22 protein-coding genes are annotated in these 20,706 nt (G+C 62.8%); 3 read left to right on the forward strand and 19 right to left on the reverse strand.

The genetic code is table 11. The annotated features are described in order from the left end of the window. Window positions 1-82 precede the first annotated feature (82 nt). The gene (locus AC3XQU_RS13715) at window positions 83-715 is read left to right on the forward strand and encodes a peptidoglycan recognition protein family protein (protein ID WP_489874714.1); all 633 of its coding nucleotides are present in this window, start codon (window positions 83-85) and stop codon (window positions 713-715) included. A gap of 93 nt (window positions 716-808) precedes the next feature. On the opposite strand, the gene AC3XQU_RS13720 is transcribed toward AC3XQU_RS13715, so the two are convergent. Both AC3XQU_RS13720 and AC3XQU_RS13725 read right to left on the reverse strand, forming a co-directional pair. Continuing rightward, window positions 809-2,488, reverse strand: a complete 1,680-nt coding sequence (locus AC3XQU_RS13720) for a serine hydrolase (RefSeq protein ID WP_489874715.1) — start codon at window positions 2,486-2,488, stop codon at window positions 809-811. A 139-nt stretch (window positions 2,489-2,627) separates the two neighbouring features. Further along, a complete protein-coding gene (locus AC3XQU_RS13725; protein ID WP_489874716.1) occupies window positions 2,628-2,990 on the reverse strand; it encodes a hypothetical protein in 363 nt (120 codons plus the stop codon). Window positions 2,991-3,225: 235 nt separating this feature from the next. On the opposite strand from AC3XQU_RS13725, the gene AC3XQU_RS13730 reads away from it, so the two are divergent. Continuing rightward, the gene (locus AC3XQU_RS13730) at window positions 3,226-3,930 is read left to right on the forward strand and encodes a PEP-CTERM sorting domain-containing protein (RefSeq protein ID WP_489874717.1); all 705 of its coding nucleotides are present in this window, start codon (window positions 3,226-3,228) and stop codon (window positions 3,928-3,930) included. Window positions 3,931-3,984: 54 nt separating this feature from the next. On the opposite strand, the gene AC3XQU_RS13735 is transcribed toward AC3XQU_RS13730, so the two are convergent. The 14 genes from AC3XQU_RS13735 to AC3XQU_RS13800 all read right to left on the reverse strand — a co-directional run bounded on the left by AC3XQU_RS13735 (window position 3,985) and on the right by AC3XQU_RS13800 (window position 16,654). After that, entirely contained in the window at window positions 3,985-4,407 is a 423-nt protein-coding gene (locus tag AC3XQU_RS13735) for a F0F1 ATP synthase subunit epsilon (protein WP_489874718.1), read from the reverse strand. Window positions 4,408-4,434: 27 nt separating this feature from the next. Beyond that, window positions 4,435-5,841, reverse strand: coding sequence for a F0F1 ATP synthase subunit beta (atpD, locus tag AC3XQU_RS13740; RefSeq protein ID WP_489874719.1), 1,407 nt, complete (start codon window positions 5,839-5,841; stop codon window positions 4,435-4,437). 56 nt (window positions 5,842-5,897) lie between these two features. Continuing rightward, window positions 5,898-6,773: a F0F1 ATP synthase subunit gamma gene (gene atpG, locus AC3XQU_RS13745; RefSeq protein WP_489874720.1), complete on the reverse strand. Its 876-nt coding sequence runs from the start codon at window positions 6,771-6,773 to the stop codon at window positions 5,898-5,900. Window positions 6,774-6,829: 56 nt separating this feature from the next. After that, entirely contained in the window at window positions 6,830-8,371 is a 1,542-nt protein-coding gene (gene atpA, locus AC3XQU_RS13750) for a F0F1 ATP synthase subunit alpha (protein ID WP_489874721.1), read from the reverse strand. Between the two features lie 72 nt (window positions 8,372-8,443). After that, window positions 8,444-8,977: a F0F1 ATP synthase subunit delta gene (locus AC3XQU_RS13755; RefSeq protein WP_489874722.1), complete on the reverse strand. Its 534-nt coding sequence runs from the start codon at window positions 8,975-8,977 to the stop codon at window positions 8,444-8,446. 2 nt (window positions 8,978-8,979) lie between these two features. Further along, window positions 8,980-9,450, reverse strand: a complete 471-nt coding sequence (locus AC3XQU_RS13760) for a F0F1 ATP synthase subunit B (RefSeq protein WP_489874723.1) — start codon at window positions 9,448-9,450, stop codon at window positions 8,980-8,982. A 73-nt stretch (window positions 9,451-9,523) separates the two neighbouring features. Further along, window positions 9,524-9,772, reverse strand: a complete 249-nt coding sequence (gene atpE / locus AC3XQU_RS13765; RefSeq protein ID WP_171087272.1) for a F0F1 ATP synthase subunit C — start codon at window positions 9,770-9,772, stop codon at window positions 9,524-9,526. A gap of 86 nt (window positions 9,773-9,858) precedes the next feature. Continuing rightward, entirely contained in the window at window positions 9,859-10,698 is an 840-nt protein-coding gene (gene atpB, locus AC3XQU_RS13770; RefSeq protein ID WP_489874724.1) for a F0F1 ATP synthase subunit A, read from the reverse strand. Next, window positions 10,698-11,039, reverse strand: coding sequence for an ATP synthase subunit I (locus AC3XQU_RS13775; protein ID WP_489874725.1), 342 nt, complete (start codon window positions 11,037-11,039; stop codon window positions 10,698-10,700). Before AC3XQU_RS13775 ends, atpB begins: the two co-directional genes overlap by 1 nt. A gap of 249 nt (window positions 11,040-11,288) precedes the next feature. After that, the gene (locus tag AC3XQU_RS13780; protein WP_489874726.1) at window positions 11,289-12,161 is read right to left on the reverse strand and encodes a ParB/RepB/Spo0J family partition protein; all 873 of its coding nucleotides are present in this window, start codon (window positions 12,159-12,161) and stop codon (window positions 11,289-11,291) included. A 27-nt stretch (window positions 12,162-12,188) separates the two neighbouring features. Further along, window positions 12,189-12,959: a ParA family protein gene (locus tag AC3XQU_RS13785; protein WP_489874727.1), complete on the reverse strand. Its 771-nt coding sequence runs from the start codon at window positions 12,957-12,959 to the stop codon at window positions 12,189-12,191. Window positions 12,960-13,085: 126 nt separating this feature from the next. Beyond that, the gene (gene rsmG, locus AC3XQU_RS13790) at window positions 13,086-13,745 is read right to left on the reverse strand and encodes a 16S rRNA (guanine(527)-N(7))-methyltransferase RsmG (protein WP_489874728.1); all 660 of its coding nucleotides are present in this window, start codon (window positions 13,743-13,745) and stop codon (window positions 13,086-13,088) included. After that, on the reverse strand, window positions 13,742-15,676 hold the full coding sequence (gene mnmG / locus AC3XQU_RS13795) for a tRNA uridine-5-carboxymethylaminomethyl(34) synthesis enzyme MnmG (protein ID WP_489874729.1): 1,935 nt from the start codon (window positions 15,674-15,676) through the stop codon (window positions 13,742-13,744). Before mnmG ends, rsmG begins: the two co-directional genes overlap by 4 nt. A gap of 207 nt (window positions 15,677-15,883) precedes the next feature. Further along, on the reverse strand, window positions 15,884-16,654 hold the full coding sequence (locus AC3XQU_RS13800; RefSeq protein WP_489874730.1) for a sulfite exporter TauE/SafE family protein: 771 nt from the start codon (window positions 16,652-16,654) through the stop codon (window positions 15,884-15,886). Window positions 16,655-16,771: 117 nt separating this feature from the next. Between AC3XQU_RS13800 and AC3XQU_RS13805 the strand changes: the two genes are divergently transcribed. Beyond that, entirely contained in the window at window positions 16,772-17,929 is a 1,158-nt protein-coding gene (locus tag AC3XQU_RS13805) for an iron-containing alcohol dehydrogenase (protein WP_489874731.1), read from the forward strand. A 12-nt stretch (window positions 17,930-17,941) separates the two neighbouring features. Here AC3XQU_RS13805 and AC3XQU_RS13810 read toward each other — a convergent pair whose 3' ends face one another. From AC3XQU_RS13810 to AC3XQU_RS13820, 3 genes are read right to left on the reverse strand one after another with little or no spacing between them, the layout of a single operon-like run. Beyond that, the gene (locus AC3XQU_RS13810; protein ID WP_489874732.1) at window positions 17,942-18,763 is read right to left on the reverse strand and encodes an alpha/beta fold hydrolase; all 822 of its coding nucleotides are present in this window, start codon (window positions 18,761-18,763) and stop codon (window positions 17,942-17,944) included. Window positions 18,764-18,799: 36 nt separating this feature from the next. Then, window positions 18,800-19,777 (reverse strand): branched-chain amino acid ABC transporter permease, encoded by a 978-nt coding sequence (locus tag AC3XQU_RS13815; protein ID WP_489874733.1) that lies wholly within the window; start codon window positions 19,775-19,777, stop codon window positions 18,800-18,802. Beyond that, window positions 19,777-20,661 (reverse strand): branched-chain amino acid ABC transporter permease, encoded by an 885-nt coding sequence (locus AC3XQU_RS13820; RefSeq protein ID WP_489874734.1) that lies wholly within the window; start codon window positions 20,659-20,661, stop codon window positions 19,777-19,779. Before AC3XQU_RS13820 ends, AC3XQU_RS13815 begins: the two co-directional genes overlap by 1 nt. Window positions 20,662-20,706: the final 45 nt, after the last annotated feature.

Below are 20,706 nucleotides of genomic sequence, written 5' to 3' on the forward strand. Positions count from 1 at the left end.
GGTTTGCATCTTTTCAGCGCGCGCGCTGGCGCCACGCGCGCAAACATGAAAAGATGCGCATTCGTTCACCTCGACTGTTCCCATGCGCCTGCCTGCCCTCTCCTGCCTCGCCGCTGCCCTGATCACCTTGTCCGCCGCCGCCCTGGCCGGCACGCCGCTGTCCGCGGTCGAACACGCCATCGTGCCCGTCGCGGCCTGGGGCGGCACCCCGGCCGATGCAGCCAAGGCGCGCCGGCATACCATCTCGCAGATCACGCTGCACCACCAGGGCGAGCCGTTCAAGCCGGGCACCGACCCGCAAGCCTATCTGCGCCGCCTGCAAACCTGGTCGCGCGCCGCCAAGGGCTGGCTCGACATCCCTTATCACTACGTGATCGACCTGGACGGCCGCGTGTACGGGGCGCGCGACATTGCGTTCGCGGGCGACACCAATACCGACTACGATCCGGCCGGCCATGCGCTGATCGAAGTGGTCGGCAATTTCGAGGAAGTGGAGCCGAACCAGCGGCAGCTCGACGCGATCGTGGACCTGATGGCGCTGCTGGCGGCGAAATACCAGGTCCCGCTCGACGACATCCGCAGCCACCGCGACCATACCGACAAGACCGTGTGCCCGGGCGCGAACCTGTATCGCTACGTGAAGGAAGATTATTTCCGCCACAAGGTGGCGCTGCGCCTGGCGGGCGAACAGGCCGCCAGGCGTGAGCAGCGCTAGCCCGTCGGGTGGGCAGATTCTGCCCACGCGTTCAACCGGCGGAACAACAGCCGCGCCGGGATGCCGGACGTGATGTGAGCGCGTGGGAGCACATCACAGCCTGCGGCCAGGCTGCCTGCGTCCGCCCTGCTTGAGCACGAAGGTTTGCCCGGCTTGCCCGGCTACCTGCTCGAAGCTGATCTCGGCATCGATCTCGCGCGAGAAGAACAGCGTGTCGCTCGACGCGAAGATCTCCTGCTTGCCCTGGCCGGTCGCCTGGGCAAAATAGCGCTCGCCCTCGCGGCTCAATTCGATCACGAAGCCGGGACGCAGCTCGTAGCGGCCCGCACGCGCATCGAAGGCGGCCTGGTCGAGCTTGACGGCCTGGCGCGGGGCCGGCGCGTCGCCGCTGCGCGGCTGGGCCAGCACGCCGCTGTCGGAGTACTGCACCACCTGGGTGACGCTGCCTTTGGCGTCGCGCTTGAACTCGAAATACTCGAGCGATCCGGGAGCGAAGAATTCGCTGTTTGATGCGGCCTTGAGTTTGACGGGCGGGCGTCCGGTGCGCTGCATGACCAGGGTCGCGCCTTCGCGACGGAACACGCGCTGCACGCCTTGCTCGACTTCGTAGGTGCCGGCCACGGCGTCGAGCGCCGCCGGCGCCAGCGTGACCTCGGTGAACTCGCGGTAAGGCTTGCCGATGGCGATGCCGGCCGCCTTGCGCGCCACCACGCCCGGATTGGCCGGGCCGCTGTCGCTGTTGGCCAGCACGGCGATATACAGCTTGTGTTCCGGCACGCGCAGCGCATAGGTCGAAAAGCCGTTGATGCCGCCGCCATGCCCGATCAGCGGCACGCCCTGCACCTTGCCGAGTTCCCAGCCATAGCCGTAGTTGGTGTCTTTTCCATCGCTCAGGCGGTACGAGGCAAAGGCGCGCGACAGGCTGGCCGGCTTGAGCAGCTGGCCGCCCTGGAGCGCCGCGTCCCAGCGCGCCAGGTCGTCCACGGTCGAGACCAGCGAACCGGCCGCGTAGGGCTGGCTCATGCTCAGGGGCTGGGATGGACCGTAGCCCTTGTCGCTACGGGTATGGCCGGCTGCGCGCGCGCCCTTGCCGCGCTCGAAGCCTTCGTAGGCCGTGTTCTGCATGCCGAGCGGGACGAAGATGCGCTGCTCGACGAATGTCGCGTAGGGCTGGCCCGAGATCTTCTCGATGATGGCGCCGAGCAGGAAATACCCGGAATTGTTGTAGCGATAGCGGCTACCCGGCTCGAACTCGAGCGGATCGTTCTTGAACGAGTCGATCATCTGGGCCACGCTGACATCCTGCGTCATCCGGGTCTGGAAGTCGGGCTTGCCGGTGTAGCTCGGGATGCCCGAGGTATGGGTCAGGAGGTGCTCGATCGTGATCTTCTTGCCCTGGGCGGGGTAGTCGGGCAGGTGGCGGGTGATGTCGTCGCCGAGGGCAAGTTTGCCGTCTTCGGCCAGCATCAGGATCCCGACCGCCGTGAACTGCTTCGTGATCGACCCCAGGCGCAGGACCATGTCCGGGTTCATCTTCACGCCCTTGCCCGTGTCGGCCATGCCGTAGGCCTTGCGCAGCACCGTCTTGCCATCCTTGACCACGATGACCGTGGCGCCCGGCGCATCGGGCTGGAAAAAGGGAGCGATCGAGGCGTCGATGCGGCCGGCCACGTCCTGCACGGCCAAGGGGGCCTTGGCGGCATCCTGGGCCAGGGCGGGATGGGCGTGGCAGAGCAGCAGTACGGCGGCGCAGATGGCGGGGCGAAGCAGCATGATCGGTGTCCCTTTCGTTGTTGTGAGGTGTTCAACAACTATAGACAGGGATGGACAAACCTTCAATCGCCAGGCGACGGCCGGAAGCGACAGCCGATAAACGGCGTAAATATGCAGCTGAACGGTGGCAGGATGCCGCTCAGGACAGCTTGGCGCTGGCCAGGAACAGCCAGGTCACGGCGATCACGACCAGGCCCGTGACGGTCATGCACGACCAGGTAAAGAACCAGGCCGACAGCATGGTTGCCTGCAGCACCCGCTCGAACAGCACGCCCAGCGTGAAATCGAAGGCGGCCAGCAGGGACCAGCGGCGCATGTAGAGCGGCAGGTAGCGGCTCATGCGCTGGTTGTGCTGGCGCGCGGCGTGGCGCTCATACAGGTTGCGCGCGGCGTTCACATCGCGGAACAGCCAGTCGAAGAACAGGAAGCGGTACAAGGTCTGGCGGAACGAAGCTTCGGCCGGGGCTTGCCGCTCCTGGCCGGGTGGCGGGGTGCTTGGCATGGTGGACTCACGGTCACGGTGTCAGGAACATACTAAGCCCAATGCGAGGCAGGCACTAGCACGCTACCGAATCGTGCCGGCAGGAAGATGCGCTTAGGCAAACAACGTCGCGTTCGATGCGTTCGCAGGCTTGAGCGAGCGAGGATGCGGCATGCCCACAACGCCGCAAGCGTGCGCGCGCGGAGGAAAAACGACCGGCCTATACTGGCCTGCGTCTACCCTTCGGGAGCACGGCATGAATCTCACCAGGCAGCTGTCCGCGGTCGTGCTTGCCCTGCCCCTGGCGGCGGCGGCCGAACCTGTGCGCATCACCACCCACCTGACCGGCCAGATGCATCCCAGCCCCTTCATTCTCGAGCAGATAGGCCTCGGTAATTTCTACGACCACTCCGGAGGGCCCCTGCCCTTCGTGCTCACGGTGAATACAGTGTTCGATCCGGAAGGCGCCGGGGCGATCTGCCAGCCAGACCGATGCGACGACTATGCCGCCGACATCTCCTATAGCTTGCGCATGGGTGGCAGGTCGGTCGACTTTTCGGATAGCGACGGCATCGCCAGGATCGGCTGGAGCGACTCTTCCTACCAGAATGGCTTGTCCTACCTGATCTACCCCTATCCTGTCGTAGGCGGCAACTACTACATCTCCATCAACACCTGGATATCGGGACCGCCAGGCAGCTTCGGGGACGATCCGCTGGCGCCGCAAACGATCAGCGGAACCAGCGTGACGGGCATTGTGGAGTTTTCGGCACTGCCGGTCGACCCGGAAGTGCCAAGCTATTGGACCATGGGCAGTATTGCCGCTACCGCGAGCTTGCAGGTCAGCGCGGTTCCCGAGCCGGGCGGCGTAGGCATGCTGGCTGCAGGGCTGGCGCTACTTGCGGCAGCGGCGCGACGCAGGCCGGCACGCCTGCACAGCATGCGCCCTGCGCTGAAATAAAAAAGGCAGCCCGAAGGCTGCCTCTTTGCGGTCCGCGTGGTGCGGATGCCGTGCTCAGCGTCCTTTCGAACGCAGCTTCTGGATCGCAGCCAGCTGCGCGATCGCCGCGGCCATTTCGGCCTGGGCTTTCGCGTAGTCGATCTTCGATTCCTTGTTCAGCATCAGCTCTTCGGCCTGTTGCTTGGCTTCCAGTGCCTTGGCTTCGTCCAGGTCGCTACCGCGGATCGCGGTGTCGGCCAGCACGGTCACGCCGTTCGGCTGCACTTCGAGGATGCCGCCGGCAACGAAGACAAACTCTTCGCCGCCGCCAGCCTTCTGGATGCGCACGGCGCCCGGACGGATGCGCGTGATCAAGGGGGTGTGGCGTGGGTAGATACCCAGCTCACCCGCTTCACCCGGCAACGCGACGAATTCGGCCTGACCGGAGAAGATCTGCGCTTCGGCCGAAACCACGTCCACTTGCATAGTGTTTGCCATGTCTGTCCTCTAGATTAAGAAACCAGCTTAAGCAGCTGCCAGTTTCTTGGCTTTCTCGATGGCTTCCTCGATGGTGCCGACCATGTAGAAGGCCTGCTCCGGCAGGTGGTCCAGTTCGCCCGATGCGATCATCTTGAAGCCCTTGATCGTGTCTTTCAGCGAAACGTACTTGCCTGGTGCGCCGGTGAAGACTTCAGCGACGTGGAAAGGCTGCGACAGGAAACGCTGCATCTTGCGGGCGCGGGCGACGACCAGCTTGTCTTCCGGAGCCAGTTCGTCCATGCCCAGAATCGCGATGATGTCGCGCAGTTCCTTGTAGCGCTGCAGGGTGTTCTGCACGGCGCGCGCGGTGGCGTAGTGCTCTTCACCGACGACCAGCGGGTCCAGCTGGCGCGAGGTCGAATCGAGTGGGTCGACCGCAGGGTAGATACCCAGCGAAGCGATGTCACGCGACAGAACGACGGTCGAGTCCAGGTGGGCGAAGGTGGTAGCAGGCGACGGGTCGGTCAAGTCATCCGCAGGGACGTAGACGGCCTGGATCGAGGTGATCGAACCGGTCTTGGTCGAGGTGATGCGCTCTTGCAGGCGGCCCATCTCTTCGGCCAGGGTAGGCTGGTAGCCCACCGCCGATGGCATACGGCCCAGCAGTGCCGAGACTTCGGTACCGGCCAGGGTGTAGCGGTAGATGTTGTCGACGAAGAACAGCACGTCCTTGCCTTCGTCACGGAAGGCTTCGGCCATGGTCAGGCCGGTCAGCGCGACGCGCAGACGGTTGCCTGGTGGTTCGTTCATCTGACCGTAGACCATTGCCACTTTCGAGTTGGCAGGGTTTTCCAGGTCGACGACCTTGGCATCGGCCATCTCGTGGTAGAAGTCGTTACCTTCGCGGGTACGCTCGCCCACGCCGGCGAACACGGACAGACCCGAGTGTGCCTTGGCGATGTTGTTGATCAGTTCCATCATGTTGACGGTCTTGCCGACGCCGGCGCCGCCGAACAGGCCGACTTTACCGCCCTTGGCGAACGGGCAGACCAGGTCGATGACCTTGATGCCGGTTTCCAGCAGGTCGGTCGATGGCGACAGCTCGTCGTAGGCCGGTGCATCGCGGTGGATCGATGCCATGCGCTCGTGGCTGACCGGACCGCATTCGTCGATCGGGTTGCCCAGCACGTCCATGATGCGGCCCAGGGTCGGGGTGCCGACCGGGACCATGATTGGATTGCCGGTGTTCTGGATGATCATGCCGCGACGCATGCCGTCCGAGCTACCCAGAGCAATGGTACGGACCACGCCGTCACCCAGCTGCTGCTGGACTTCCAGGGTCAGATCCGAGCCTTCCATTTTCAGTGCGTCGTACACTTTCGGCATGGCGTTACGTGGGAATTCCACGTCAACCACTGCGCCGATACACTGAACGATTTTGCCATCAGCCATGTTCGTTCCTTCAGAAATATAATTAGATTCTTTTACTTGATCGGTGGATGTTCAGCTTAAACAGCTGCAGCACCAGAGACGATCTCGGAGAGTTCTTTGGTAATCGCAGCCTGGCGGGTCTTGTTGTAGACCAGCTTCAGGTCGCTGATGACACTGCCGGCGTTATCGCTCGCGGCCTTCATCGCGACCATGCGCGCCGATTGCTCGGACGCCAGGTTTTCCGCCACCGCCTGGTAGACCAGCGCTTCCACGTAACGCACCAGCAGCTCGTCGATGACGACTTGCGCTTCCGGTTCGTAGATGTAGTCCCAGCTGTGCGCGCCCGCTTCGGTCTGCAGGTGCTTGGCCGGCAGCGGCAGCAGCTGTTCGACCATCGGTTCCTGCTTCATCGTGTTGATGAACTTGGTGTAGCACAGGTAGACAGCATCGAGCTTGCCTTCCTGGTACGCGTCCAGCATCACTTTGACCGGGCCGATCAGCTTCTCCAGGTGCGGCGTATCGCCGAGCTGGGTGGCTTGCGACACCAGTTTCATGCCCATGCGGTTCAGGAAGCCCAGGCCCTTGTTGCCAATGGCAACGGCCTCGACGCGGTTGCCCGCCTGTTCCTGTTCGCGCGCCTTGACGGTCACTTGGCGCAGCACGTTGGTGTTCATGCCGCCGCACAGACCCTTGTCGGTCGTAACGACGATGAAGCCCACGGCCTTTGCCGACACGCCCTTGGCTTGCGCCATGAATGCGTGGGTGTATTCCGGGTTCGCGCCAGCCAGATTGGCGGTGATGTCACGCACCTTCTCGCTATAGGGACGGGCGGCGCGCATACGGTCCTGCGCCTTGCGCATTTTCGATGCGGCGACCATTTCCATCGCCTTGGTGATCTTCTTCGTATTTTCTACGCTCTTGATCTTGCCACGAATCTCTTTGCCTGCTGCCATGAGTCCTTACTCCTTCCGCGCACCGGCGCCGCCCTCGGGCGACGCCGGTTTGACGATTAATATGCGCCGGATTTCTTGAAATCAGCAATGGCGGCGGCCAGCGCAGCTTCGCCGTCCTTGTCCAGTTGCTTGGTATCGTCGATCTTCGACATCAGGGCGGCGTGGCCCGACTTCAGGAAGTTGTGCAGTCCATGCTCGAACGGCAGCACTTTCTTGACTTCGACGTCGTCCAGGTAGCCTTTGTTCACGGCGAACAGCGAGGCGGCCATCAGCGAGGTCGACAGCGGCGAGAACTGCGGCTGCTTCAGCAGTTCGGTGACGCGCGCGCCGCGGTCCAGCTGCTTGCGGGTCGACTCGTCCAGGTCCGATGCGAACTGCGCGAACGCGGCCAGCTCACGGTACTGGGCCAGGTCGGTACGGATACCGCCCGACAGGTTCTTGATGACCTTGGTCTGTGCTGCACCACCGACGCGCGACACCGAGATACCGGCGTTGATCGCAGGACGGATACCGGCGTTGAACAGCGAGGTCTCCAGGAAGATCTGGCCGTCGGTAATCGAAATCACGTTGGTCGGCACGAAGGCCGAGACGTCGCCCGCCTGGGTTTCGATGATCGGCAGTGCGGTCAGCGAACCGGTCTTGCCGGTGACGGCGCCGTTGGTGAACTTCGACACGTAGTCGGCGTTCACGCGTGCTGCGCGCTCGAGCAGGCGGCTGTGCAGGTAGAACACGTCGCCAGGGTAGGCTTCGCGGCCTGGTGGGCGGCGCAGCAGCAGCGAGATCTGGCGGTAGGCAACGGCCTGCTTGGACAGGTCGTCGTACACGATCAGCGCGTCTTCGCCGCGGTCGCGGAAGTATTCGCCCATCGCGCAGCCCGAGTAGGCCGAGATGTATTGCATGGCGGCCGATTCCGACGCCGATGCCGCCACGACGATGGTGTATTCCATCGCGCCGTGCGTCTCGAGCGAGCGCACGATGTTCTTGATGGTCGATGCCTTCTGGCCGATTGCGACGTACACGCAGGTGACGCCCTGGCCCTTCTGGTTGATGATCGCGTCGACTGCGACAGCCGATTTACCGGTCTGGCGGTCGCCGATGATCAGCTCGCGCTGGCCGCGGCCGATCGGCACCATCGCGTCGATCGACTTGATGCCGGTCTGCATAGGCTGCGAGACCGATTCGCGGGCGATGACGCCTGGCGCGATCTTTTCGATCGGGGCGGTCATGGTGGTGGCGATCGGACCCTTGCCGTCGATCGGCTGGCCCAGCGCGTTGACCACGCGGCCACGCAGTTCAGGACCGATCGGCACTTCCAGGATGCGGCCGGTGGTCTTGACGATGTCGCCTTCCGAGATGTGCTCGTAGGCGCCCAGGATGACCGAGCCGACCGAGTCGCGCTCGAGGTTCATCGCCAGGCCAAAGGTGTTGCCAGGGAATTCCAGCATTTCGCCCTGCATCACGTCCGACAGACCGTGGATGCGGCAGATACCGTCGGCGACCGAGATCACCGTGCCTTGATTGCGAACGTCAGCCGAACCTTCGAGGCCCTGGATGCGGCTCTTGATCAGTTCGCTGATTTCAGATGAATTAAGTTGCATGAGTGCTAACTCCTAATGTTTTTGATGCGTAGGGCAAGGGCGCGGCGCGGGCGGGCGAAATGCGATGTTCAGTTACGACACCAGTGCAACATGCATCTGTTGCAGCTTGGCGCGCACCGAGGTATCGAGCACTTCGTCGCCGACGACCACGCGCACACCACCGATCAGCGAAGGGTCCACTGTTACCGTTGGGTTCAGCTTGCGGCCAAATTTCTTTTCCAGCGTAGCGACCAGCTGGGCCAGCTGGTCACCCGAGATCTCGAAGGCGCTGAAGATGCTCGCATCGGCGGCGCCTTCGTGGGCGTTCTTCAGTGCCGCAAACTGGACGGCGATCTCGGGCAGCAGGGTGACGCGGCCGTTTTCGGCCAGCATCGCGATAAAGTTCTTCGCTTCAGCGTTCAGCGGCGACTTGACCAGGGACGCAATCGTGTCGCCCAGCTGTGCCGGCGTGACGTTCGGGTTGCTGGCAAAAGCCTGCACATCGGGATTGGCGCCGATCTGGCCCAATTCCGATGCGATGGCCGACCAGGCGCCCATGTCGCCCGACTGGGCAACACGGAACAGCGCTTCGGCGTAAGGGCGGGCGACGGTTGCGATTTCTGCCATGATTAGAGCTCGGTCGACAGTTTCGACAGCAGGTCGGCGTGGGCCGATGCGTTCACTTCGCGCTTCAGGATCTGCTCGGCGCCTTGCACTGCCAGTGCGGCAACCTGGCCGCGCAGTTCTTCGCGGGCACGGGTCACTTGCTGCTCGGCGTCGGCTTTGGCTGCGGCGACGATACGGGCGGCTTCTTCGTTGGCGGTCAGCTTGGCTGCGTCGATGATCTGGGCAGCGCGCTTTTCGGCGTCGACGATACGTTTCTGGACTTCGTCACGGGCGCCTGCCATTTCAGCCTGCACGCGCTTTTCAGCGGCGGCCAGGTCGGCCTTGCCACGGTCAGCAGCGGCCAGGCCATTCGCAATCCTCTCAGCGCGCTCGTCGAGCGCTTTCATCAGTGGAGGCCACACGAATTTCATCGTGAAGCCTGCCAGGATGAGGAAGACCACGAGCTGTGCAAACATCGTTGCGTTAAGGTTCACGGTATTTTCCTTCTCACAAAAACGGATGCCGAACCGTGATGGTTCGGCCCTTCAAAACCAGACTGTCGTGTTATTAGACAGGTGGGGTGAACGGATTTGCGAATGCGAACAGCATGGCGATACCAACGCCGATCAGGAATGCCGCGTCGATCAGACCAGCCAGCAGGAACATCTTGGTCTGCAGGGTGTTCATCAGTTCTGGCTGACGTGCAGAAGCTTCGAGGTATTTACCGCCCATGATGGCGATGCCGATGCAAGCACCGATAGCACCCAGGCCGATGATCAAACCGCAAGCCAGTGCAACAAAAGAAAGGTCAGTCATGAGTTACTCCAAAAGTTAAATTGAAAACTAGATTAAAAACTACAACTTCTTTACAACCACTATCTGTTCGATGCTTGCGGCGCCGATCAGTGGCCTTCATGGGCCTGACCGAGGTACACAAGCGTCAGCATCATGAAGATGAAGGCCTGCAGGAACACGATCAGGATGTGGAAGATCGCCCAGATCGAGCCTGCGATTACCTGGCCGACGAAACCGAAGATGGTAGCGGTCGAACCAAGCAAAGCGATCAATAGGAACAGCAGCTCGCCGGCAAACATGTTGCCGAACAGTCGCATACCGAGCGACACCATTTTTGCTGCGTATTCGATGATGTTCAGCAGGAGGTTGAACGGCGCCATCCAGATGCCGAACGGTGCTGCAAACAATTCGTGGAGCCAGCCGCCCAGGCCCTTGACCTTGATGCCGTAGTACAGCATCAGGATCAGCACGCCGAGCGAAATACCGATGGTGCCGTTCAGGTCGGCGGTCGGGACCACGCGGTGGTACGGGAAGATGTTTTCCACGCCAGCCAGGCTGAAGAGGTACGAGAACATGTCGACCGGCAGGAAGTCCAGCGAGTTCATCAGGGCAACCCAGACGAACACGGTCAGTGCGGCCGGGGCGATGAAGCTGCGGTCGCCATGGACGATCGATTTCGATTGGTCTTCGACCATCTCGACCAGCATCTCGACGGCAGCCTGGAAACGGCCCGGCACGCCCGAAGTGGCGCGGCGCGCAGCCATCCACATGATCAGGCAGCCGATCACGCCCATGGCGATCGACCAGAACAGCGTGTCGTAGTGAATGACGGAGAAGTCGACCGGACCGTTCTGGTGCTGGTTCGACAGGTGGCCCAGGTGGTGTTTGATGTATTCTGAAGCGGTGGGCGCGTGTGCTGCTGCGCCGTCTACAGTTGGATTCGCCATTATCGGTGCCTAAATAATAAGATGATGTAACTCTTCAGCGCCACGATGAACCCGGCGATCAGCGCCAGCCAGTTCAGATCGTGGTACAGCGTGGCGACCGCGAACAGAAGCGCGACCGTCAATGCAATCTTTACAAATTCCCAGATGAAGAATGTCGCAGGATTCGCCCCACCCGGCGCCTTGGTGCCGGCAAACAGGCGTGCTGCCATGATCGCGTTGGGCACAACACAGCACAAACCGCCCAGCATTGCCGAAAACATCGCAGCCAGTCCCCCCAGTAGTGCGGCGATGAGGCCGACGACTACCGTTGCCATCAATTGCAGGGAGACGATGCGCAGCATGTTTTTCTTATTCCGCGCTAGCGCATTGGGACGAGTTACGATGTGGTAATTACACGAATCAGCGGGATTATAAGTGGTTATACGGACGTGAGTCAAACGTTTCCCGACTTATAACTGCTGTGTAAAGATGCGCTGAAAGCAACAGAAATCGTAGTGAAAACTCCATCTTTTCAATTACTTAACTGTCGAGCAGCCAGGCTGTTTGCAGGGTGGCCAGTTCCATTTGGCCACCCTGTGCGATGACACAATTCAGGCGCGCAGGCGGGCCAGCACGCCGTCGAGGATGTCGAGATCGGCGAAGTCGATGATCAGTTGACCCTTGCCCTTGGTCCCCATCTTGAACATCACCGGGGTGGCGAGCTTGTCCGACAGTTCTTCTTCCAGGCGCACGATGTCGCCCGGCTTGTCCTTGGCGCGCGCGCCGGCCGCCGGGCTGGCCTGTTCCTCGATTGCACGGGCGACCAGCTTTTCGGTCTCGCGTACCGACAGGCGCTTGGCGATGACCTGGTTGGCCAGCGTGATCTGGTGCGCGCTGTCCACCGCCAGCAGGGCGCGGGCGTGGCCCATGTCGATGTCGCCCGCCATCAGCATGGTCTGGACGGGCGAAGCCAGGTTGATCAGGCGCAGCAGGTTCGACACCGCGCTGCGCGAGCGGCCGACCGCGTTGGCCGCCTGCTCGTGGGTGAAATCGAAATCGCTGATCAGGCGCTGGATGCCCTGGGCTTCCTCGAGCGGGTTCAGGTCTTCGCGCTGGATGTTCTCGATCAGGGCCATGGCCGCGGCAGACTGGTCGTCGACGTCGCGCACCAGCACCGGGATTTCCTCCAGGCCCGCCATCTGGGCCGCGCGGAAACGCCGCTCGCCGGCGATGATCTCGTAAGGCACTTTCGCTCCCTCCCCCAGCGGACGCACCAGCACCGGCTGCATGATGCCCTGGGTCTTGATCGAGGCCGCCAGTTCGCTCAGCGACGTTTCGTCCATGCGGGTGCGCGGCTGGTACTTGCCGGCCTGGATCTGCGTCACGCGCAGCGAGGAAGGCGCCTGGGCGGGCGCCGCTTCGCTGTCGCCGCCCAGCAGGGCGTCGAGGCCGCGGCCGAGGCCTTTCAGTTTTTTGGTTGCCATTTCTGTGTCAGCTTTCTTTTTTCAGGATTACATCGTCTTGATGCGTTGGACCATTTCGGCGCCAAAGGCGATGTACGCCTGCGCGCCCTTGGACGCGGGATCGAACACCACGCCGGGAATGCCATAGGACGGCGCTTCGGCCAGGCGCACGTTGCGCGGGATGATGGTGGTGAACACCTTGTCGCCGAAGTGCTGCTCGAGCTGGCTCGAGACCTGTTGCGACAGCGTCATGCGCGGATCGAACATCACGCGCAGCAGGCCGATGATGCGCAGGTCGGTATTGAGGTTGGCGTGCACCTTCTTGATCGTGTTGACCAGGTCGGACAGGCCCTCGAGCGCGTAGTACTCGCACTGCATCGGAATGATCACGCCGTGCGCGGCGCACAGGCCGTTCAGGGTCAGCAGCGACAAGGCCGGCGGGCAGTCGACCAGGATGAAATCGTAGTCCTGGCTGACCGCGGCCAGCGCGTCCTTCAGGCGGCGCTCGCGGTTCTCGAGCGAGACCATCTCCACTTCGGCGCCGGCCAGCTCGCGGTTGGCGGGCAATACATCGAAGCGCCCCGCCTCCGAGCGCATGCGCGCGGTGGCGACGTCGGCCTCGCCCAGCAGCACCTGGTAGATTGAGCTCGACAGCGAGGCCTTGTTGATGCCGGCGCCCATGGTGGCATTGCCCTGCGGGTCGAGGTCGACCAGCAGCACGCGCTGGTCAAGCTTGGCCAGCCCCGCCGACAGGTTGACGCTGGTGGTGGTCTTGCCGACGCCACCCTTCTGGTTCGCTACGCAAAAAATCTTCGCCATCTATTCTTATCCATGGAAGCAATGATACGGTGCAAGAGCAAGACGCTATACCGTTCATACCGTACAAACCATTTTAATGGTTCGTACCGTTTAAACGGTATAAACGATTTATACGGTTTATTTTGTTTAGTTCGTAGCGGCCGTGGCGCGCTCGACGAAGACCAGGTGGCGTTCGGCGCCCAGCTTTGGCACCTGCAGGGGCTGCAAACCGCTTACTTTCCACTCCCCTGGAATACGCTCTTGCTCCTCTGGCGGCGCCACCCCTTTCAAGGCGATGAATCTGCCGCCCTCTTCCAACAGGTGGCCCGACCAGTCCAGGAAATCGGAGAGGTCGGCGAACGCACGCGAGGTAATTACGTCAAATTTGTCGCTCACGGCCAGGTCTTGCACCTTCATCGTGTACACGGTGACATTGGCTAATTCCAGCTCCGCCTTGACCTGCTTGAGGAAGGCGGTTTTCTTGTGCACGGTGTCGATCATCGACACCTTCATATCGGGACGGCAGATGGCCAGCACGATCCCGGGCAGGCCCCCGCCTGCCCCGACGTCCAGCACATTGCGCGCACCTGCAAAGGCAGGCACCGCGGCGAGCGAATCGAGCAGGTGGTGGGTCACCATCTGCATCGGGTCGCGCAGCGACGTCAGGTTATAGACGCTGTTCCACTTGTTCATCAGCGCCAGGTAATCCAGCAGCCGGTCCTGCTGCGCCTGGGTCAGGTCGAGTTGCATCTCGGCGATGCCTTCGCCGAGCACCTGCGCCAGGGCGGCGCGGTCAAAATACTTCATTCAGCCAGCTCCGCGTTGGTGGTAGTGGTAAAGCCCTTGGCGCCGCGCTTTTTCAGGTGCACCAGCAGCAGCGAGATCGCGGCCGGGGTGACACCCGAGATGCGCGAAGCCTGGCCGAGCGTTTCCGGACGACCCTTGTCGAGCTTCTGGCGCACCTCGAAGGACAGCGCGGTGATCTCCAGGTAATCCAGGTTCTCGGGCAGCTTCAGGTTCTCGTAGTGGTCGTGGCGCTCCACTTCCTTGGCCTGGCGGTCGATATAGCCGGCGTATTTCAGCTGGATTTCCACCTGTTCCTTGACTGCCGGGTCTTCCACGCCAGGTCCGGCCAGCGCCTGGCCTTCGATGCCATTCATCGTCATCAAGGTGTCGTACTGCACACCCGGACGGCGCAGCAGATCGGCCAGGTTGTATTCGCGCTCGATCGCCTGCCCCACCACGCGCTCGGATTCGGCCGCTGCCAGGATGCGCGGGTTGACCCAGGTCGAGCGCAGGCGCTCGAGTTCGCGTGCGACGGATTCGCGCTTGGTCTCGAATGCGGCCCATTGGGCGTCACCCACCAGACCCAGCTTGCGGCCGATCTCCGTTAGCCGCATGTCGGCATTGTCTTCGCGCAGCGACAGGCGGTATTCGGCGCGGCTGGTGAACATGCGGTAGGGCTCGGCCACGCCCTGGGTGGTCAGGTCGTCGACCAGCACGCCCAGGTAGGCTTCCGAGCGGCCCGGGGTCCAGGCCTCCTCGTCCTTGGTTTGCAGGGCCGCGTTCAGGCCTGCCAGCAAGCCCTGGGCCGCGGCTTCTTCGTAGCCGGTGGTGCCGTTGATCTGTCCGGCAAAGAACAGGCCCTTGATCGACTTGGTTTCGAGCGAAGCCTTAAGGGCGCGCGGGTCGAAATAATCGTATTCGATCGCATAGCCAGGGCGCAGGATGAAGGCGTTTTCCATGCCCTTCATCGAGCGCACCAGGGCCAGCTGCACGTCGAACGGCAGGCTGGTCGAAATCCCGTTCGGATAGAACTCGTTGGTCGTGAGGCCCTCGGGTTCCAGGAAAATCTGGTGCGATTCCTTGGTGGCGAAACGGTGGATCTTGTCCTCGATCGATGGGCAGTACCGCGGGCCGACGCCTTCGATCACTCCCGTGTACATCGGGCTGCGGTCCAGGCCGGCGCGGATGATGTCGTGGGTTTGCTCGTTGGTATGGGTGACCCAGCACGGCACCTGGCGCGGGTGCATGGCGGCATTGCCCATGACCGAGAACACCGGCACCGGATCGAGGTCGCCCGGCTGCTCGGCCAGCACCGAGAAATCGATGCTGCGGCCATCGATGCGCGGCGGCGTTCCCGTCTTCAGGCGCCCTTGCGGCAGCTTGAGTTCCTTCAGGCGGCTGGAGAGCGACATCGCCGGCGGGTCGCCCGCGCGGCCGCCTGAATAGCTTTGCAGCCCGACGTGGATCTTCCCGTCCAGGAAAGTACCGGCGGTCAGCACCACGGCGCGGGCGCGGAACTGCAAGCCGACCTGGGTGACGGCGCCGACCACGCGGTCGCCCTCCACCATCAAGTCGTCGACGGCTTGCTGGAATAGCCACAGGTTCGGCTGGTTTTCGATACGCGAGCGGATCGCCGCCTTGTACAGGATGCGGTCGGCCTGGGCGCGGGTGGCACGGACTGCCGGGCCCTTGGACGAATTCAGGATGCGGAACTGGATGCCCGACTCGTCCGTGGCGATCGCCATGGCGCCGCCAAGGGCGTCCACTTCCTTGACGAGGTGACCTTTGCCGATGCCGCCGATGGACGGATTGCAGGACATCTGGCCCAGGGTTTCGATGTTATGGGTCAGCAGCAGGGTCTTTTGACCGGTGCGAGCAGACGCGAGTGCAGCTTCGGTGCCGGCATGGCCGCCGCCGACGACGATGACGTCGAATTCAGTTGGAAATAGCATGATGTGCGCAAGGCGAGGAGACTAATGCGCGATTATAGATTCTTTTTTCTTTAGGGACTCTGCAGCGGTCCGAAAACGACAGTTTTTGTTTCACGTGGAACAGTTAGCCCGGCAGGGAGCGCGGCCGTCTGAGTGTTTCACGTGGAACAAATAGGCTGACAAAAGAAAAGCCGGGCAAGCCCGGCTTCCTTGTTTCACGTGGAACAATCACCAGCCAATCGTCCGGAACGCGTCGTACGCTGTCTTCACGATTAACCCGGACACCACCACCAAAAATAGTTTGCGCACAAAACCGCTGCCATGTTTCAGCGCCAGCTTCGTACCGATCAGCGAACCCGCCACTTGGCAGCCGGCCATCATCAGGCCCAATTGCCAAAGCAGGTGTCCGCTATAACCGAACCACATCAGCGCCGAGAAATTGCAGGCCACGTTGACAATCTTGGCCGCAGCCGACGCGCTGAGGAAGTCGAAGCCGAAGAAGCGCACGAACAGGAAGATCAGGAAGCTGCCGGTACCCGGGCCGAAGAAGCCATCGTAGAACCCGATCGCCGCACCAATACCGATGGCCCAGTAACGCTCGGCCAGTCCGCTGTGCACCGGGGCATGCACGGCGCCGAGGTCTTTCTTTTTGAATGTGTAGACGGCGACGGCAACAAGGATGAACGGCAACAGCGTCCGCACGAAATCAGCGGGCACCCGTGTGACGGTCCAGGCACCGGCGAATGACAAAATAAAAGCGGCCATCGCGGCAGGCGCCGCGGTACTCCAGGCCACCCTCACCCGGCGCGCGTAGTTCAGCGCGGCAGCGCTGGTGCCGAAGATGCTGGCAAACTTATTGGTCCCAAGCAGGGTAGCAGGCACTTCTTTCGGCAACACCGAAAAAATGGCGGGAATCTGGATCAGGCCGCCGCCGCCGACAACGGCGTCGACCAGGCCGGCAGTAAACGCAGCAGCGCCGAGCCAAGCAAAATCAATCATGGAAAGAAATCAAGGAATGCAGAGGCTGCATTGTACGGCAGGCTCTTGCATCAAGGCAGCTCACGCGAGCGCCAACAGATGCGGTAAGCTGATGCGATAACAACCAGGAAACGCCGCATGACCGCTTTCGCCTTCAGCACCGTTGCCACGATCCTGTCGGAACCCGGCCTGAGCGCACGCCTGGGCGACGTGATCGCCGAACGCTTTCCCGGCACCCGGCGGGTGCTGGTGGTGACCGATGCCGGCTTCGTGCGCACCGGCCTGCTCGAGCAGCCCCGGCGCAGCCTGGAGCAGGCCGGCATGCATGTCGCGGTATTTTCTGGCGTGGTGGCCGATCCGCCGGAAGCCGTCATCCTTGACGCGGTCGACGCGGCCCGCCGATTCGCGGCCGACCTCGTGCTCGGCTTTGGCGGCGGCAGCTCGATGGACGTGGCCAAGCTGGTGGCGGTGCTGGCGCCGTCGCAGCAACCGCTCTCCGAGATCTACGGCATCGGTAAGGTCACGGGAAAACGCCTGCCGCTGGTGCAGGTGCCGACCACGGCCGGCACCGGATCGGAAGTGACGAACATCGCCATCGTGACTACCGGCGCCACCACCAAGATGGGCGTGGTCGCACCGCAACTGTATGCGGACCTGGCCATCCTGGATGCGGCCCTGACCCTGGGCTTGCCGCCGATGGTCACGGCGGCTACCGGCATCGATGCGATGGTGCACGCCATCGAAGCCTATACCAGCAAGCACAAGAAAAATCCGCTGTCGGACGCGTTGGCGCGCGAAGCATTGTCGCTGCTATCGGCCAACCTGATCCGCGCCTGCGAACAGGGCAGCGACCTGCAGGCGAGACAAAGCATGCTGCTGGGCGCCTGCCTGGCCGGCCAGGCATTTTCGAATGCGCCGGTGGCAGCCGTGCATGCGCTGGCCTATCCGATCGGCGGCATCTTCCATGTCCCACATGGGCTGTCGAACTCCCTTGTTCTACCGCACGTGCTGCGCTTTAACCTGCCGCAAGCCGGCAAGTTGTATGCGGAACTGGCCGGCATCGTGGTGCCCGACGCGCGCGGCAGCGAGACAGCAAGGGCGGAAGCGTTGATTGCTGCTATGCAACAAATCGGAACGATGACGGGAATCGAAACGACGCTGCGCCAGGTCGGCATCCAGGAGTCCGACCTCGACCGGCTGGCGGATGACGCCATGCTCCAGACCAGGCTGCTCGGTAACAACCCGCGCGAAGTCAGTCGCGAAGACGCGCGGGCAATCTACGCCGCGGCCTTGTAGACTGCTGGTTCTTTAGGCAGCAGGGCGCAGGAAGTCGAGCAGCAGGGCGTTCAGGCGGTCGGTCGCCGACAGCTGCATCCAGTGCCCTGCCCGCTCCAACTTCTCGTATCGGAAGCCCGCGCGGCAGTGGTGGAGCGAGTCCAGCATCTGCTTTTCGCCCAGGGCCGGATCGCGGTCGCTCCAGACACCCATCACCGGCACCTCGACCGGACGCCAGTGGTGCGGCCGACCCAGCTTGATGTTCGCCCGGTAGTAGTTCAGCGCCGCGGTCAACCGCCCTTCCGGCTCCAGCGCCGCGCGCCACAGCGCCAATTGCTCGGGCCGGCTGGTCAACTGGCGCAGGAAGAACCAGTCGTTGGCGCGGATTGCCGTCTCGGCCGCGACCGGCATCAGGAAACCGAGGATGTACCAGAAGCGCATCTGCTGGGCCACGCCGGCACTGGCAATTGCCGCCGGATGCCCGGTGGACAGGGCCACGAAACGCTCGAAGCGCTGCGGCGCGTTCATGCACAGCTGCCAGCCGACCAGCCCGCCCCAGTCGTGGCCGACCAACGCCGCCTTTTCCAGCCCCAGCTTGTCCATCAGGCCGAGGATGTCGGCGCACAGGAATTCGATGGCATAGGCGCCGGTGCCGGGCGGCGCATCGGTCAGGCCGTAGCCGCGCATGTCCGGGGCAATCACGCGCATGCCGGCAGCGGCGAGCGCCGGTATCTGATGGCGCCAGATGGCATGGGTATCGGGAAAGCCGTGCAGCAGGATCACGGCAGGGCCGGTGCCGGCGCTGACGTAATGCTTGCGCAGGCCATGAACGTCGACGAAATGGGATTCCAGCATGCTCGCTCCGGGTGGCCGGTGCCTGCTCATGCTGGTTCAAGCCGCTACGTCGCGGCTACGCTTGAACAGCGCACCTATCTCCCCAACAATACCACGGCGGAACAGTAGAACGCAGACAATGAAGATCAGGCCGATGACCATGCCTACCGAGTCGCCCAGGGTGGCGAACCATTCGATGCCGAGGGCTTCCGCCAGCCAGGCGCCGACGTCGCCCAGCTTGTTTTCCAGCGCAATCACCAGGAAGGCGCCGAGAATGGGCCCGGCCATCGTTCCCATGCCGCCTACCAGCGTCATCAAGACCACCAGGCCCGACATGGTCCAGTGGACGTCGGTCAACGTCTCGAAGCCCAGCACGACCGTTTTGGTGGCTCCTGCGAGCCCTGCCAGGGCCGCGGACAGGACAAAGGCCAGCAGCTTGTAGCGGTCGACGTCGTAACCGAGCGAGACCGCGCGTGGCTCGTTCTCCTTGATCGCCTTGAGCACCTGCCCGAAGGGCGAATGCACAATGCGAACAATCAGCGCGAAGCCACCGATGGCGATTGCCAGCACCAGGTAATACATCGACAGGTCATTCGACAGGTCCAGCAGCCCGAACAACTGCCCACGCGGCACGCCCTGCAGGCCATCCTCGCCGTGGGTCAGCGGGGAGCGCAGCGCCGCGAAATACACCATCTGGGCCAGCGCCAGCGTGATCATCGAAAAATAGATGCCCTGGCGGCGGATCGCCAGCGCGCCGATCAGCAGGCCCAGCAGGCTCGAGGCCGCCACCCCCAGCACGATGCCCAGCTCGGTCGGCAACCCTGCTACCGTCAACAGGTGCCCCGTCACATAGCCGGCGCTGCCGAAAAAAGCGGCATGGCCGAACGAGAGCAAGCCGGTAAAACCGATCAGGAGGTTGAAGGCGCAGGCGAACAGCGCGAAGCACAGCAGCTTCATCAGGAAGACGGGATAGGCGAAGAAGGGCGCGGCCAGGAACAGCGCCAGCGCTACTAGGTAGCCGATTTTCTTGTTCATTATTTCTCCTTGCCAAACAATCCGGCCGGACGCAGCAGCAGGACGATCACCATCACGACGAACACGACCACTTCCGAGCCTTCCGGATAGAACACCCGCGTCAGGCCTTCGATCACGCCCAGCGCTAGCCCGGTGAGGATGGAGCCGAGGATCGAGCCCATGCCGCCGATCACGACGACGGCGAACACGACGATGATCAGGTTCGAGCCCATCAAGGGCGTCACGTTGATCACGGGGGCCGCCAGCACCCCTGCAAAGCCCGCCAATGCGACGCCGAAGCCATAGGTGAGCGTGACCATCAGCGGCACGTTGATGCCGAAGGCTTCGACCAGTTTCGGGTTCTCGGTGCCGGCGCGCAAATAGGCGCCCAGGCGGGTCTTCTCGATGACGAACCAGGTCGACAGGCAGACGACGAGGGAGGCGAGCACCACCCAGGCGCGGTAGTTCGGCAGGATCATGAAGCCGAGGTCGGTGGCGCCGGCAAGCTGTTCCGGTACGTCCAGCGTCTGGCCGGAGACGCCGAAGAAGGAGCGGAAGGTCCCTTCCAGCAGCAGCGTGATGCCGAAGGTCAGCAGCAGGCCATAGAGGTGGTCCAGCTTGTACAGCCAGCGCAGCATGGAGCGCTCGATCAGGATGCCCAGCAGGCCCACCATGAGCGGCGCCAGCAGCAGCATCGTCCAGTAGTTCAGGCCGAAGCTGGTCGCGCCGATGTAGGCGGCAAAAGCGCCGACCATGTAGAGTGCGCCGTGGGAAAAATTGATGACGTTGAGCAGGCCGAAGATCACGGCCAGGCCGAGCGAGAGCATGGCGTAGAAGGAGCCGTTGACCAGGCCCAGCAGGAGCTGGCTGAGCAGGGCTTGGTGGGGGATGCCGAAGATGTCCATGGGGCCGCTTGTACGTTGAGTCGTATCGGAATGCATGACGCCTGT

This window comes from Telluria sp. AZSoR62 (genome assembly GCF_058111565.1).